Origin of the sequence: Synechococcus sp. KORDI-49 (assembly GCF_000737575.1) — a bacterium.
In the GTDB taxonomy this organism is placed as follows: domain Bacteria; phylum Cyanobacteriota; class Cyanobacteriia; order PCC-6307; family Cyanobiaceae; genus Parasynechococcus.
In genome coordinates this window covers 355791-369516 of the sequence record NZ_CP006270.1, presented here as the reverse complement: position 1 = coordinate 369516, position 13726 = coordinate 355791, and the positions used below count along the sequence as shown (strand labels likewise).

At 62.3% G+C, this 13726-nt stretch carries 13 protein-coding genes and 1 tRNA gene; 4 read left to right on the top strand and 10 right to left on the bottom strand.

All coding sequences use genetic code 11. The features are described from left to right. Positions 1–121 precede the first annotated feature (121 nt). On the top strand, positions 122–1858 hold the full coding sequence (gene ftsH, locus KR49_RS01990) for an ATP-dependent zinc metalloprotease FtsH (protein WP_084188081.1): 1737 nt from the start codon (positions 122–124) through the stop codon (positions 1856–1858). After that, the gene (locus tag KR49_RS01985) at positions 1855–4626 is read left to right on the top strand and encodes a UPF0182 family protein (protein ID WP_043691162.1); all 2772 of its coding nucleotides are present in this window, start codon (positions 1855–1857) and stop codon (positions 4624–4626) included. The genes ftsH and KR49_RS01985 overlap by 4 nt, the downstream gene beginning before the upstream one ends. Here KR49_RS01985 and KR49_RS01980 read toward each other — a convergent pair whose 3' ends face one another. Then, positions 4627–5226 carry a peroxiredoxin gene (locus KR49_RS01980; RefSeq protein WP_043691161.1) on the bottom strand — a complete coding sequence of 200 codons (600 nt, stop codon included), beginning with the start codon at positions 5224–5226 and terminating at the stop codon, positions 4627–4629. Between the two features lie 137 nt (positions 5227–5363). On the opposite strand from KR49_RS01980, the gene KR49_RS01975 reads away from it, so the two are divergent. Next, positions 5364–5639, top strand: a complete 276-nt coding sequence (locus tag KR49_RS01975; protein ID WP_043691159.1) for a hypothetical protein — start codon at positions 5364–5366, stop codon at positions 5637–5639. A gap of 25 nt (positions 5640–5664) precedes the next feature. Here KR49_RS01975 and KR49_RS01970 read toward each other — a convergent pair. The 7 genes from KR49_RS01970 to KR49_RS01940 all read right to left on the bottom strand — a co-directional run bounded on the left by KR49_RS01970 (position 5665) and on the right by KR49_RS01940 (position 10220). After that, positions 5665–5738 (bottom strand) — tRNA-Met (locus KR49_RS01970). 34 nt (positions 5739–5772) lie between these two features. Beyond that, positions 5773–6756: a peptidoglycan DD-metalloendopeptidase family protein gene (locus tag KR49_RS01965; RefSeq protein WP_253912790.1), complete on the bottom strand. Its 984-nt coding sequence runs from the start codon at positions 6754–6756 to the stop codon at positions 5773–5775. 139 nt (positions 6757–6895) lie between these two features. Beyond that, entirely contained in the window at positions 6896–7396 is a 501-nt protein-coding gene (locus KR49_RS01960) for a tRNA (cytidine(34)-2'-O)-methyltransferase (RefSeq protein ID WP_043691154.1), read from the bottom strand. Next, a complete protein-coding gene (locus KR49_RS01955) occupies positions 7393–7950 on the bottom strand; it encodes a bifunctional adenosylcobinamide kinase/adenosylcobinamide-phosphate guanylyltransferase (RefSeq protein ID WP_043691152.1) in 558 nt (185 codons plus the stop codon). The genes KR49_RS01960 and KR49_RS01955 overlap by 4 nt, the downstream gene beginning before the upstream one ends. Continuing rightward, positions 7940–9088 (bottom strand): proton extrusion protein PcxA, encoded by a 1149-nt coding sequence (pxcA, locus tag KR49_RS01950; protein ID WP_043691151.1) that lies wholly within the window; start codon positions 9086–9088, stop codon positions 7940–7942. The genes KR49_RS01955 and pxcA overlap by 11 nt, the downstream gene beginning before the upstream one ends. Before the next feature lie 12 nt (positions 9089–9100). Continuing rightward, positions 9101–9709, bottom strand: coding sequence for a photosystem II repair protein Psb32 (gene psb32 / locus KR49_RS01945; RefSeq protein WP_084188079.1), 609 nt, complete (start codon positions 9707–9709; stop codon positions 9101–9103). Positions 9710–9812: 103 nt separating this feature from the next. Beyond that, positions 9813–10220, bottom strand: coding sequence for a tellurite resistance TerB family protein (locus tag KR49_RS01940; protein ID WP_043696492.1), 408 nt, complete (start codon positions 10218–10220; stop codon positions 9813–9815). Between the two features lie 64 nt (positions 10221–10284). On the opposite strand from KR49_RS01940, the gene KR49_RS01935 reads away from it, so the two are divergent. Next, positions 10285–10938 (top strand): cofactor assembly of complex C subunit B, encoded by a 654-nt coding sequence (locus KR49_RS01935; RefSeq protein ID WP_043691148.1) that lies wholly within the window; start codon positions 10285–10287, stop codon positions 10936–10938. Here KR49_RS01935 and lptC read toward each other — a convergent pair. Beyond that, on the bottom strand, positions 10880–12043 hold the full coding sequence (gene lptC / locus KR49_RS01930) for an LPS export ABC transporter periplasmic protein LptC (RefSeq protein ID WP_043691147.1): 1164 nt from the start codon (positions 12041–12043) through the stop codon (positions 10880–10882). The two genes, KR49_RS01935 and lptC, sit on opposite strands and share 59 nt — an antisense overlap. Then, positions 12043–13587 carry a methionine--tRNA ligase gene (locus KR49_RS01925; protein ID WP_043691145.1) on the bottom strand — a complete coding sequence of 515 codons (1545 nt, stop codon included), beginning with the start codon at positions 13585–13587 and terminating at the stop codon, positions 12043–12045. The genes lptC and KR49_RS01925 overlap by 1 nt, the downstream gene beginning before the upstream one ends. Positions 13588–13726 lie beyond the last annotated feature (139 nt).

Below are 13726 nucleotides of genomic sequence, written 5' to 3'. Positions count from 1 at the left end.
ACAGGGATTGTCCCGCCTGGAGATGCCCGGCGTCAAATCGCTAGTCTCATGACAGAGCAGAGATGTCGTGAGTTCAGGTTCGAGCGCTCCGGAACAGACCAGCCGTCCTCAGCCGTCCCTGATGCCCGCTCTGGGTCGGCGACAGCCCCCGACGAGCTATTCCACGCTGCTGCGTCAGATTGAGAAGAAGGACGTCAGCAACCTCGAGCTGATCCCCGGGCGCCGGGAAGTGCAGGTGACCTATCGCGATGGCCGGCGCGCCACCGTTGCTGTCTTCGCCAACGACCAGCAGATTCTGCGGGCTGCCGAAGCTTCCGGCACTCCACTGACGGTGCGGGATGTCCGCCAGGATCAGGCCCTGGCCGGCATGGCCGGAAACCTTGCCCTGATCGTGCTGATCGTTGTGGGGCTTTCGCTGCTGCTGAGGCGCTCAGCTCAGGTGGCCAACAAAGCGCTGGGTTTCGGACGCAGTCAGCCTCGGGTCAAGGCTCAGGAGGATCTTCAGGTCCGCTTCGAGGACGTCGCCGGCATCAACCAGGCGAAACAGGAACTCCAGGAGGTGGTCACCTTCCTGAAGCAGCCGGAGTCCTTTATCCGGCTCGGGGCCAGGATTCCCAGAGGTGTTCTGCTGGTGGGACCACCGGGAACCGGCAAGACACTTCTGGCCAGGGCGATCGCCGGGGAGGCCGGCGTTCCCTTCTTTTCGATGGCCGCCTCCGAATTCGTTGAGCTGTTCGTCGGTGTCGGAGCCAGCAGAGTCAGGGATCTGTTCCGAAAGGCCAAGGAGAAAGCTCCCTGCATCGTCTTCATCGATGAGATCGACGCCGTCGGTCGTCAGCGCGGGGCAGGAATCGGTGGCGGAAATGATGAACGGGAGCAGACGCTGAATCAGCTGCTCACCGAAATGGATGGTTTCGCGGAGAATTCCGGTGTGATTCTCCTGGCGGCCACCAATCGGGCCGATGTGCTCGATGCCGCTCTGACGCGTCCGGGCCGTTTCGATCGCCGCATCGATGTCTCGCTGCCCGATCGCCGTGGCCGCGCTGACATCCTCGCGGTCCATGCCAGAACCAGGCCCCTGGATCCCAGCGTGAATCTGGAGCACTGGGCACGGCGGACACCGGGATTCTCCGGAGCCGACCTTGCCAATCTGCTCAATGAGGCGGCGATTCTCACCGCTCGTCAGCAGGAGCAGGCGATCACGGACACCCAACTGGAAGGCGCCCTGGATCGGATCACGATGGGGTTGAGCGCCAGACCCCTCCAGGACAGTGCCAAGAAACGTCTGATCGCTTATCACGAAATCGGCCACGCTCTCGTCGCGGCGCTGTTGCCGGCAGCTGACCCCGTCGACAAGGTCACGATCCTTCCCCGCGGTGGCGCGGCCGGCTACTCCCGTTTGATGCCGGATGAGGAACGCCTCGACTCGGGCCTCTACACACGCGCCTATCTGCAGGCGGATCTTGTGGTGATGCTGGGGGGACGCGCCGCTGAACTCGTGGTGTTCGGAGCTCAGGAAGTGACCCAGGGAGCCAGCGGTGACCTCCAGACAGTGGCCCGTCTGGCCAGGGAGATGGTCACCCGCTTCGGTTTCTCCAGCCTGGGACCGGTCGCCCTTGAGTCGGCAGGTTCCGAGGTTTTCCTCGGCAAGGACTGGTTCAACCAGCGTCCCGACTACGCCGAGACGACAGGACGGGAGATTGATTCCCAGGTCCGTGCCCTTGCCCGACGCTCCCTTGAGCAGGCAGTGGCTCTCCTGCAGCCGAGACGGCAGGTGATGGACCGTCTGGTCGAGGCCCTGATCGACGAGGAGACCCTGCCGGGGGACCGCTTCATGCAGCTTGCCGGCCTGACGTGATCCGTCTGCTTCTCCTGCTCCCGCTGTCGTGGCTGGCAGCCCGGATGCTGGTGGAGTGGCTCTGGTTCGCTCAGTTCGACTGGCAGGGCGTGTTGCTGCAGCGTTGGGGCCTGCAGCTTCTGTCAGGGGGGTGCGCCGCGATCCTGCTGCTGGCCGCATCCCGCTGGAGCCGAACCGTCCTGGCGTCTCCGGTGGACCGCTCGGACAGCCTCGCTCCCGTGCTGCGGGGGTGGCGCTACAGCCTGCTTCTGGCCGTGAGTGGTGCCGTGCTTCTGGTCAGCGGGGTGCTGATCGGCCTGCTGGTGGTCGAGGCGCTACTTCATCCGACCACGCTGGGGCAGTGGTCCTTCGATCTCTCCGGCTCTCGCCAGGTCCTCGTGCTTCTGAGTCTGGCCGTGGGCCTGCTGGCTCTCCGACTCCCCTGGATGGTCTGGCTGATGCGTCTCGGCTGGATCGGCCTTGTGGTGATCACCGCCAGGGCCTGGAGTGTGTGGGCGCTGGCAGTGGACATTCCCGATACGGGCTTGACCGAACCTCTGCTCGGCGGCGACATCAGCTTCTCCCTCGCCCGTTTCGCCGCCATCAAATTGCTGCTGGAGCTGGGGTTGCTGGCTCAGCTGTTCACCCTGTCGAGCACGGTCTGGGGGCGGTTGATCCGTCCTCCGTGTCTCAGTGACTGGGAATGTCCCGGATTTGCCCCTCACGCTCTGAACGGTCTGCGCCGCTGGAGCGGCCTGATCCTGACCACCGCTGCCTGCTGGTGCTGGCTGTCACGCCATCAGCTCCTCTGGACGCAGTCCGGCATGGTCGCCGGTGCCGGCTGGTTGCAGGTTCATCTGACCCTGCCGTTCCGCAGCCTGATCGCGCTGTTGCTGCTGCTCCTGGCCATTGCTGTGATCGCTGGCGGAGACGATCGTCTCCGCCGGCGCGCGCCGCGTCTGCTGCTGGTGCTGCTGGTGATCACCGTGCTGATCGAGCAGTTGGTCACCCCTCTGACCCGCTGGCTGTTGCTGCGACCCCAGGAACTGACGCTGCAGATGCCTTACCTGGAGCAGGCGATCACATCGACCCGACGCGCCTTCCAGCTGGATCGCATCAGCTTCCGCTCGGATGATCTGAGTTCCAATCTCACCAGCGCCGATCTGGAGACGGCAGCCAGCACCGTCGACAACATCCGTCTATGGGACAGCAGGCCTCTGCTGGAGACCAATCGACAGCTGCAGCAGCTTCGTGTCTACTACCGCTTCTCCAACGCCGCCGTTGATCGCTATCCACTCCTCCCCGATCGCGACACGGCTCAGCAGGTGATCCTCGCGGCCCGGGAGCTGGAGCAGTCCGAACTGCCCAGACGGTCCCGGACGTGGTTGAACCGTCATTTCGTGTTCACCCACGGCTACGGATTCACGCTGAGCCCGGTGAATGCGGCCCGTCCGGATGGCCTTCCGCCCTATTTCATCAGCGATCTGGGCTCCGCCACCCGCATCGAAGGCAATGCAAGGCTTGGCATCTCCCGCGGGGATGTTGAGCGGGTTGTCCCTGTGAACCGGGCGGCGCTGTATTTCGGCATGCTGCCGTCGCCCTATGCGGTGGCTCCGACCCTCGTGGACGAGTTCGATTACCCGGAGGGCGATGTCAACGTTTACACCAATTACTCGGGGGCAGCTGGTGTTCCCATCGGTTTCCTCCCCCAGAGGCTTGCTGCTGCTGCCTATCTGATGGAGCCAAGGTTGCTGACAACCGGTTCGATGACATCCGACACCCGTCTTCTGCTCAGGCGTGATGTCCACCAGCGGGTCAAAGCGATCGCCCCGTTCCTGGAGTTCCGCGGCGATCCCTATCTGGTCTCCGTCCCGATCGAGCAGGGACGGGCCGGCTATGAGCAGGATCAGAACCAGTACTGGATCGTTGAGGGTTTCACCCGTTCAGCCACCTACCCCTACAGCGCAGCTGTCGGCGACGCCCTGAGTGATCGCTATCTGCGCAATTCGGTCAAGGCCGTTGTCGATGCCTTCAACGGCAGCGTCCACTTCTATGTGAGTGAACCGGAAGACCCGCTGATCCGTGGATGGTCAGCCTTGTTCCCGGATCTGTTCGAACCCCTCAGCGCCATGCCTGAGAGCCTTCGCCGGCACCTGCGTGTACCGGAAGCCCTGTTCAAGGTGCAGGTCCAGCAGCTTCAGACTTACCACGTGATCGATCCGAGGGTGCTCTACAGCGGTGACGACGTGTGGCAATTGCCCGTTGAGACCTACGGCGACAGGGAAGTGCCTGTTGAGCCCTATCACATCACGGCACAACTGGAAGCCAACAGCAGTTCGGAATTCCTGTTGCTTCAGCCCTTCACCCCCCAGGCCCGACCGAATCTCACCGGCTGGCTTGCAGCACGCAATGACGGCGATCACTACGGGGAACTGGTGCTGATTGATTTCCCTCAGGACAAGCCCATCCCCGGGCCACAGCAGGTGCAGGCCAGGATCAACCAGGATCCCGATATCAGCAAGATGTTCGGACTCTGGGATCGCGGCGGATCTGAAGTGGTTCAGGGCAATCTTCTGGTGGTCCCCGTTGGCAGCAGCCTTCTCTACGTCGAGCCGGTCTATCTGCGCGCCAGCCAGGGGGGGCTTCCCACGCTTGTCAGGATCGTGGTGAGTGACGGACGCGGGATCGCGATGGCGGATACGCTCTCTGGCGCGATCGATCAGCTCATGAAAAAGGCTCCGGCAGGTCAGAGACCGCCGGAGCCGGATAACGAGGATGTGCTCGGTTGATCAGCCGATGGCAGAGAAGTACTCCTTGCTGCCGACGGGATCCTCCTTCATGGTCTTTTCGCCAGGAGTCCAGTTGGCGGGGCAGACCTCGTCGGGGTTTGCCGCCACGTACTGGTAGCCCTGAAGCACACGAAGGGTTTCATCAACATTGCGACCGACGGGCGCCTTGTTGATGGTCATGTGCATGACCATCCCTTCCGGGTTGATGATGAACAGTCCGCGATCGGCTTCGCCGTCGTCGTTGAGCACGTTGTAGGCGGTGCAGATCTCACGCTTCAGGTCGGAGACGAGCGGATAGCTGATATCGCCCACGCCACCCTGGTTACGAGGAGTCTGGATCCAGGCCAGGTGGCAGTTCTTGCTGTCGACGGAGACCGCGAGAACTTCGGTGTTCTTGCTGGTGAAATCAGCGATGCGATCGCTGAAGGCCGTGATCTCTGTCGGACAGACGAAGGTGAAGTCCAGGGGGTAGAAGAACAGCACGACGTACTTGCCCCGGTACTGGGACAGGCTGATTTCCTTGAACTCCTGATCCACCACAGCGGTGGCGGTGAAATCCGGGGCCATCTGGCCCACACGCAGGCAACCGTTTTCGGGCATGTTCGGGATGCGGTGGTGATGAACCGGTCGTCGACGGCGACTAAGTCGTAGTCGGATCGACTTCCAATTGCGCGCGCAACCTATCACGGGTCCCGCTGCTCTAGACCATACACTTTTGCAACAACCTTTCGGTCTTGATGAGCTGGGATCCCTCATTGCTGCGCAAATTCAGTTCCACCGGGCACTTCCGGCTTCTGAATCAGCTGCGCGGTGACCTGAAGAAGCGACCGCTGGATCGTGACAGCACGACGGGAGCTCTCAGGATGCCGGGCACATCCGGTCGCTCCGAGCGCCAGAGACGTCAGGCGCCGCCGCAGTCCAGGTCGACTCCAACGGCATCCACCACCTCCATGCAGGAGAAGGACAACAACCGCACGTTCCGCGACCGGCTCAACGCCATCGACATGCGTTGAGAAGTTGATGTTCAGAACAGACGAATGGCTCGGGGGAGACTTGAACTCCCGACCTTGGGGTTATGAATCCCACGCTCTAACCAGCTGAGCTACCGAGCCTTGTATGAACGGATTTTAGAGGATCACCAGACGCTCAGGCCTGACGGGTTGGAAGCTTGGAGAGGGGATTGACAGCAGCTCCACCGGAACGGCGGATCTCGAAGTGCAGATGGGGGCCGGTGCTGCGTCCGGTGCTTCCCATCAGGGAAATGCGGGCTCCCTGAGGGACCACCTGGCCTTTCTTGACCAGCAGCCGGCTGTTGTGGGCATACCGCGTGGACTCTCCATCGGCGTGGGACATCTCCACCAGATAGCCGTAACCGCTGCTCCAACCCGAGTAGGTGATGATTCCATCCCGAGCGGCATGGATCGGGGTGCCCGTGTTGTTGGCGATATCGATGCCCTTGTGCATCCGACCCCAACGCCAGCCGTAGCCAGACGTGAAGATGCCTTTGGTGGGCCAGGAGTAGGAATTGTTGAGAAGCTTGGGAGCCTGCTTTACCGGTGTCTCGAACTGAGGCCGCCGAGGCCAGCTGGCACCACCACTGACGGTGGGTCGGATGGCCAGAAGCTGTCTTGCGCTGCTGGCTTTGGCGACCGTCAGTTCACTTCCGGCGGCCATCGAGCTCAATTCGAGGCCGGGATTCAGGCTGCGCAACTCATCCCAGGTGAGTCCGTTGCGGGACAGGAACGTGTTGAGAGAGTCACCCGACTGAACACGCGCCGTGTTGCCGACCGGAGGAGGTGCCAGAACGGGAGGCGATGTGCGGCGGGACTCAGCATCAACCGCTGAGATGAACTCGAGTTCTTCAACGGCCTCGGCTGGAAGCTTGACCCACGAGCCAGATAGGTAGAGGTGAGCTTCCGATTTCTCGTTCAGTCTGGAGAGCTCCTCACCCTGCAGCCCAAGCAGTTCAGCCAGGCTTCCGAGGCCGATCCTCTCCTGAAGCTGCACCCAGATCATCTTGTCGCTGGCGATTTCCTCCTCCGTCAGAGATGGAAGCGGAGGGAGTTCAGCGATCAGTGGGCGGTTGTTGGCTTGTCCAGGCTGACCCTGCCAGATGCCGAGGGTCAGCATCGGCGCAGTGACCGTCAGTAGGACCTGGACGAAACGCATGCACCCCGGAGGAAGTCTTGGACGGCATACGACCGTCTGAGTGGGCCGAAGGTAACGAGCCAAACATTTGGGTGCAAGGGGGACTGGATCACTCCGTCGATCACCACAAACTCAGTTGAGTTCCTGCGTGGAATGCCACCAGAGCACAGGCCACCGAAAGGTTGAGACTGCGCACGCCTCCTCGGCCCGAGCTGTCCGCTGCGCCTGGCATGGGAATCGTGACCATGCCGTCACAGCGTTCACGCACTGATGGCGGCAGCCCCGTGTCCTCCCGTCCGAACAACAGCACATCACCGTGCTGGAACACCATTGACGTCAAGGCCACACCGCCGTAGCGGCTGCAGCCGATCAGACGGCTCTCCCTCGGGAGCTGTCCTGTCAGATCGTTGAGATCCTCATGGGTGGAGACCCTCACGTGCGGCCAGTAGTCGAGACCGGCCCTCCGGAGGCTGCGGTCGTCAATCCGGAACCCGAGGGGTTCGATCAAAGCCAGTGGCAGCTGGAACGCCGCACAGGTGCGGGCGATATTCCCGGTGTTGGGAGGAATCTGCGGTTCGAACAAGGCGATGCGCAGCGCTGCTGAGGGATCCGGAAGCTTCATGGAACCGGTACCCCCAGAGCGTGAAGATCCAGTGCCCGACCCTGCACCACCAGCCAACTGGCCACCGCCTGACGATCAAGGCGCTGGGCAAGAGCTCCGAGTCGGTCACGGAACAGACCGCCGATGGCGGTGGGCGGAACCACGCCCCACCCCGTTTCCTCGATCACCAGAACACAGGTCTGCCCCATGGTCGAAAGCTGGCTGAGCAGGCGTTCGGTCTGTTGATCCCAGATGTTGCTGTCCGAGTCGAGATGCCGGGCCACGTATCCGCCGAGAGCATCGATCAGAACGGCATGGTTCCCAGGAACGCGCTTCAGATCCTGGGGAAGGTCCGGACCCGCTTCCAGCAACGCCCAGTGATCCGGTCGCCGCATGCGGTGCAGACGCAATCGCTCCTGCCAGCGCGCATCCTGAGGTCGTCCCGGTGATGTCGCGACGTAGGTGACCGGGGTGATGTCCTTCAACAGTGCTTCTGCCCAGCGACTCTTGCCGCCGCGGGCCGGACCGTGGACAAGAACGAGGGATCCTGCCCGCGCTGGGGCTTCAGCCTCCACCGTTCATTCCCTTCAGTGTCGCCACAGACGAGGGTGAGACCCGGTTGAGATAACGGAAGATCCAGTATTTGAAAATCGTTGCCAGGATCACCGGGAAAGTGGCGATAAACAACATGATGAAGTTCTCCTGAGCCGGTAATCCGAAATGGTTGGCAACACCGTCAAGCAGAACAGTCCATCCCTCTGGACTGTGATAGCCCACGAAGATATCTGTGAACAGAATGATGCCGAAAGCCTTGGCTGAATCACTCAGACCGTAAACAGCTTCATCGATGAAACCTCGAAGAACCCGAAGTTCATCTCGGCTCGAAAAGCAGACCACAACGAAGGCCATCAGAGCGGCAAGATCGGAAAGAACATTCTTGATCGCCTGAAGGCTCTCGAATGTGATCTCACGGTTCAGTTCTTCTGCCTTGACTCTCAGTTTCTCCCGCATGGCATCACCCGTCGGAGTCTCGACGCCGCTGAGCAGAGCTTCAAACTCGATTTCTTCCTTGTAAATCCGCAGCTTCTCCACAGACCTTGCTTCGAGGCCGTCTTTCGGATAGCTCAGAAAGCCGAGATCAGGTGCCAGGCGGTCGACCACCGGGGAGATCAGATAGGTGCGCGAGATCTGCTGCACCATGAGCGGTACGAGGATCAGCAGCAGGACCAGACGCAGGGAGATGAGTGTGGAATCACGGCGCCGCCGAAAACCTGCAACGAGGGTTTCCTCTGAAGAGGGGTCCAGCTGACGACGCATCGAGTCGAAGAGGCTGAGCAGCGACCGGGGAAGAGGTTCCGGGTCCCTGCTGATTTTTCCGCGTTGTGAGGAGCGACCCGGTGCGTAGCGGGCCACGACGGTTTCGATCAGCTGCAGCTGTCGCAGTTCCTGAACATCCAACTGGCCGCGTTTCGGTTCGATGGCCGCCTTGCTCGAGCGGCAGATGTTCAGAGCTGTCCGGAAGCGTCGAAGAATCGTCAGCTGAACCTGCCGGGGAACCGACAGCTCAAGGTCCGGACGAACCGGACGGTCTGCGTAGTACTCAAGCTCGAGGCTCTGGATCAGCAGGGCAGCCTCATACCCCCTCTCCAGTTCATTGGAGAGGTCGAATGACTGGTCGTGGGAAAAGAGCTGGATCCAGTTTCGACGCGTCATCAGCTGCGGTGGTCAGCGTGAGAACACCCACCAGGTCGCCATCGGGATGATGGTTCCGAGCACCATCAGCACGATGATCCAGGTGGTGGCATTGCTGCTCTGGGTCTCTTCCTGGGTGGGGATGTTGGTGGGCAGAGTCGTGCGCACCGTCTCCTCAGGGGGGCCAGGATCCTCACCACCGTTCAGGACTACCGAGATCCGCCCGAGGCCGTCCATCGAGGCCTGGCGGTAGCGATCTCCAGCCCGCAGTGGAATCGCCATCGTGGTGCGTGCCGTGCTTTTCAGCAGGGATTCAGGAAGGCGTGACTGCAGGGAGTCGTCCGCGACAATCGCGGCCCGTTTCCCCTGACTTTCGATCAGAAGCAGCATCAGAGGCGCCTCACCGGGCTGACTCCACTGCTCCAGCAGCTCGGTCCCGAAGCTGTTGAGGGTGTATCCGTAGTCCAGGCGCCGCAGCGTGATCAGCCTGGCGTCAAGGCGGTCCTGTTCAAAGTCCTGCAGACGCGTTTCCAGCTCCCCGCGGCTGGCACGACTGAAGACGTCGGCATCGTCGATCACGTGATCAACCGGCCGTTCGGTGCTGAACGCTGCCGGGGCGACCGCCATGGCCGCTGGAACCATCAGGATCAGAGCCAGAGCCAGGCCGCTCAGTGCGGTGACGATCTGCTTCCAGTGCGGCTTCACGCGGTTCCTCCCACAGGCGATTCATGGCCACAGTCTGCCGTCAGCTGTCGAGGCTGTCGCGGTTGAGTGCTTCGATCGAGCGGATGATCATCTGGGCTTCCCCGGATGGCAGGTTGAGCTGTTCCGTCAACCTCTGGAGAAATTCGGACTCCTCACGTGTCACTTTGCGATCGGCGTGAACGAGATGGGCGGCCACGGCCAGGGCCGACTCCTGCTGACTCTGATTGAGGGCGGGCACAGCCGAATCGATCAGTCCCGCGACACCGTTCTCCCGGAGCAGGGTGAGCAGCCGATCGAACAGCTCACCCATCGCGGCTTCCGAACAGCTGGTGTACAGGCTGCGGTTCTCCAGCTGTCGGCGCAGGGCATGGGCCTCATCGCGACCAAGAGTCCCGTCGCAGGCAACTGCAGCAAGGGCTACGGCGGCAAAGGCTTCGGCGCTGGTCATGCGGACGGGACGGTCTGTCCACATTTGAGCAGGATGTCCTGGTTCTGACAGTGCCCGGTAACGCATGCCCGCCCAGGCCCGCATCGTCCTCGTCTGGGGTCTGCTGATCCTTGTGATGGCCGTGCTGAACACCGTGATGGCGCAGTCCGTCACCCCGGAACTGCAACGGGCCGAAGTGCTCTCGGCCGTCGCTGCGGTCAGTCTCCTGCTGGTGGCTGTGCTCTGGACCCGGGCCGACCCTCGCAGCGCTGCTCGTCAGGAGCTCGGTGGCGAACAGGGTCTCGTGCTGGCATCCGATCTCTCCGATGCGGTCCGCGATGAGCTGGGCTGGGGAAGCCATATGTTGCTGACGGCGACGGCTGCGTCAACCGTGCTGGTCTACTGGCAGGGGACTGTCCTGCTGCGTCGGGGGCTGATCAGCGATGGAGACTTCCACCCCGGAACCATCTGCCGGCGCGTGATGCAGAAGAACAGCAGTGTCTCCCTGGTGAGCACCGCGCTGTTTCCGGGTCGAGGGGAGTTTGACCCCGTGCTGGACGCCCTTCCCTCCGTGTTGATCTGTCCCCTCGGAGGGGATGGGGTGGTCGTGATCGGTGGCTGGTCAGAACGCTGCTTCAGTCGATCGGACGAACGCTGGGCTGAAGGATGGGCCGTCCGACTCAGAACAGCTCTGCAGGGGATCCATTCCGTTGCTGACGGGCCGGTTCCCCCAGTCTGATCCGGGACCGAACCCGCTCACCCCCACCACTGAACCGCAGGTTGCCGTCTTCCCCGACCACCCCCTCCAGAACAGGAGCCCTGGTGATCTGTTCAAGTGCTTCACGCCGGACTTCCACGTCCCCTTCTGCCCTGACGCGTTCATTGCTCCAGTTCCAGCGACAGCGTTGGGCACGCAGCTGCTCTCCCGGCTGGTTCAGACGGCAGTCGCTTGCAATGGTGACCGTGGTGGCCTCCTCATCGATGATGAAGCCAGTGCCACTGGCCTCACCTACCTCGAATGTGGCTGTGAATGGTCTGTTGGAACGGAGTTCCCGTCGCTGATAGTTCCAGCGTGTCCGTCCGGCCTTGATCTCATCCTCTGAATCACCGAGACGAACGTGCACCGGTTCCATCAGGTCCAGATATCCCTCTTTGGTGTTGCCCTCCAGCCGGCTGGCTGTGAGCGAACGATCCGGCTGGCGTTCGCCCAGCACAGGACCGGCGGCATCCAGACGGCCGGTGGCGAGATTCCAGCTGCCACGTTGAACCTGGATGAGCGTGTCAGGAGGCTTGTCCGCCGTTCGCGCCTTGTCCCAGCGCTGCAGGCGGGCAGGCCCCTCGAAGATCAGGTTGTCGGTGTCTGTCCGGTAGTTCAGGCGCGGGGAGGTGAGTCTTGATTCCGCATCCACCGCCACCGGTCGCTGCTCGAGAACCATCTGCGATCGGTCCGGCGTCCACACCAGACGTTGGCCCTGGATCAGGAGGCGTCGCTGATTCAGCTGCTGCAGACGCACGTTCCCTTCCAGAACCACCAGTTCCCCGTCATTGAGAACAGTGGCGAGATCAGCAGTGATCCGGAACCCCGGGCGATCAGCCTTGTACAGCACGCCGGAGGGGCGTTTGGCACGCACGGTTCGGCTGTCGAGGTCGTAGCGGGCCTCCGGACTGCTGAGATCCCAGTCCCGGGAGCCGTCGGGCTTGAGCTGATTGAGGCTGAGGGAGCGCAGCACGAAGGGAGGTGCCTGCTGGTTGCTCGCTGGCTTCTCCTGGCAGCCTGTCATCACGGCAAGGCCGGCAAGCAGCGGGATCAGGCGCCGACCGACGGGACCAAGCAGCATCGCCATCAGAGCGGTTCGTCCAGCTCCAGTCGCTGCATCACAGGACTGGGCTGAGGCAGCGGCGTTCCCGGGGTCAGTCCCCCCCAGACCAGTTGATCCTCCCAGCGGTCGGCTGCCCTGGGATTCCCCAGCTGTTCGAGGATCCTTGCGCTCAGATCCGGCAGCAGCGGGGACAGAAGCACACCGACGATCCTGGCCGCTTCCAGGACCGCATAGAGGTCGATCGCCACAACTGACTCCTGACCCGGTTGCTTCATTCGGCTCCAGGGTGCGGTGTCATTCAGGTGGCCGTTCGCTGCGATCGCCAGTTGCAACAGGGCTTCTGAGGACGTCTTGAACGCCAGCCGATCGAGTCCCTCGAGACAGGTGCTCACCGCCCCGGCAGCCTGCACGGCAAGGGGGTGATCCGCGCCGGCACCATCGCGACCGGGGGGAACGGATTCCTCAAACCACTTGCGTGCCATGGACGACGTTCGGTTCAGCAGATTGCCGATCGTGTTCGCCAGGTCGTTGTTGATCAGATCGACGAACCGCTGCTGCTGGAAATCGCCGTCGTCTCCGAACTGGATGTCCCGCAACAGGTACCAGCGCACAGCGTCCGTCCCGCAGCGTTCGAGCAGCACCTCCGGATCAAGGACATTTCCGAGGGATTTGCCCATCTTCTGCCCTTCACGGGTCAGGAATCCATGGCCGAACACCCGATGCGGCAACGGCAATCCGGCCGACATGAGCATGGCCGGCCAGAACACGGCATGGAAGCGGAGGATGTCCTTGCCGATCACGTGCACTGATGCGGGCCAGCCCGACTGCTCAAGCCTGTCGAGGTCGACATCGCCTCCGTCATCGAGGAGGGCCGTGAGGTAGCCGAGCAAGGCATCAAACCAGACGTAGAAGGTGTGTCCGTCATGGCCGGGTACCGGCAGTCCCCAGGACACATTGACCCTGGAGATCGAGAAGTCCCGCAGTCCCTGGGCAACGAAATTGCGCACCTCCTGGCGACGGCTGGCCGGGGCGATGAAATCGTCCCGGTTCACGAGCTCCTCGATAGCGCTCTGGTACCGGGACAACCGGAAGAAGAGATTCTCCTCATCGCGCCACTCCAACGGCTTGCGGTGGATCGGGCAGTCGGGGTCAACCGCTTCGGCCGGATCGTCCTTGAATTCCTCGCAGTCAACGCAGTACCAGCCCGTCTGGCGTCCTGTCACCACATCGCCGGAGGCCTCGACCCGTGCAAAGAACTGCTGGACCAGGTCAAGGTGTCGCGGATCGGTTGTGCGGATGAAGCGGTCCTGGCTGATTCCCCAGCGGGCCCAGAGGTCGCGGTAGGTGGAACTGATGCGATCGCAGTGTTCCTGGGGTGAAACCCCCTGTCGTTCCGCTGTGCGCTGGATCTTCTGGCCATGTTCATCAACACCGGTGATGAACACCACGGAACCGTTGCGCAAACGCTGGTAGCGGGCCAGGGCGTCGCAGGCGATGGTCGTGTAGGTACTGCCGAGATGGGGCTTGTCGTTGACGTAATAAAGCGGAGTTGTGAGGGTGTAGGGCATCTTGAAAGCGGTAACTCCGCTGCACCGCAGCGACGCCGGATCCTAACGACCATCCTCTGCAGCACCTGATGACGCGCTCCTCAGAACTGGATGACAGGAGCCTGCAGGCCGGGCTCGCCGCTCTCCACCCAGGCGGCGA

Bases quoted from the DNA above. Each gene is read 5' to 3' on its own strand.
- ftsH (WP_084188081.1), top strand. From the start codon at position 122: ATGCCCGCTCTGGGTCGGCGACAGCCCCCGACGAGCTATTCCACGCTG.
- KR49_RS01980 (WP_043691161.1), bottom strand. From the start codon at position 5,226: ATGCCCGAAAACGGTTGCCTGCGTGTGGGCCAGATGGCCCCGGATTTC.
- KR49_RS01975 (WP_043691159.1), top strand. From the start codon at position 5,364: ATGAGCTGGGATCCCTCATTGCTGCGCAAATTCAGTTCCACCGGGCAC.
- KR49_RS01965 (WP_253912790.1), bottom strand. From the start codon at position 6,756: ATGCTGACCCTCGGCATCTGGCAGGGTCAGCCTGGACAAGCCAACAAC.
- KR49_RS01960 (WP_043691154.1), bottom strand. From the start codon at position 7,396: ATGAAGCTTCCGGATCCCTCAGCAGCGCTGCGCATCGCCTTGTTCGAA.
- pxcA (WP_043691151.1), bottom strand. From the start codon at position 9,088: ATGACGCGTCGAAACTGGATCCAGCTCTTTTCCCACGACCAGTCATTC.
- psb32 (WP_084188079.1), bottom strand. From the start codon at position 9,709: ATGGTTCCAGCGGCCATGGCGGTCGCCCCGGCAGCGTTCAGCACCGAA.
- KR49_RS01940 (WP_043696492.1), bottom strand. From the start codon at position 10,220: ATGACCAGCGCCGAAGCCTTTGCCGCCGTAGCCCTTGCTGCAGTTGCC.
- KR49_RS01935 (WP_043691148.1), top strand. From the start codon at position 10,285: ATGCCCGCCCAGGCCCGCATCGTCCTCGTCTGGGGTCTGCTGATCCTT.
- lptC (WP_043691147.1), bottom strand. From the start codon at position 12,043: ATGGCGATGCTGCTTGGTCCCGTCGGTCGGCGCCTGATCCCGCTGCTT.
- KR49_RS01925 (WP_043691145.1), bottom strand. From the start codon at position 13,587: ATGCCCTACACCCTCACAACTCCGCTTTATTACGTCAACGACAAGCCC.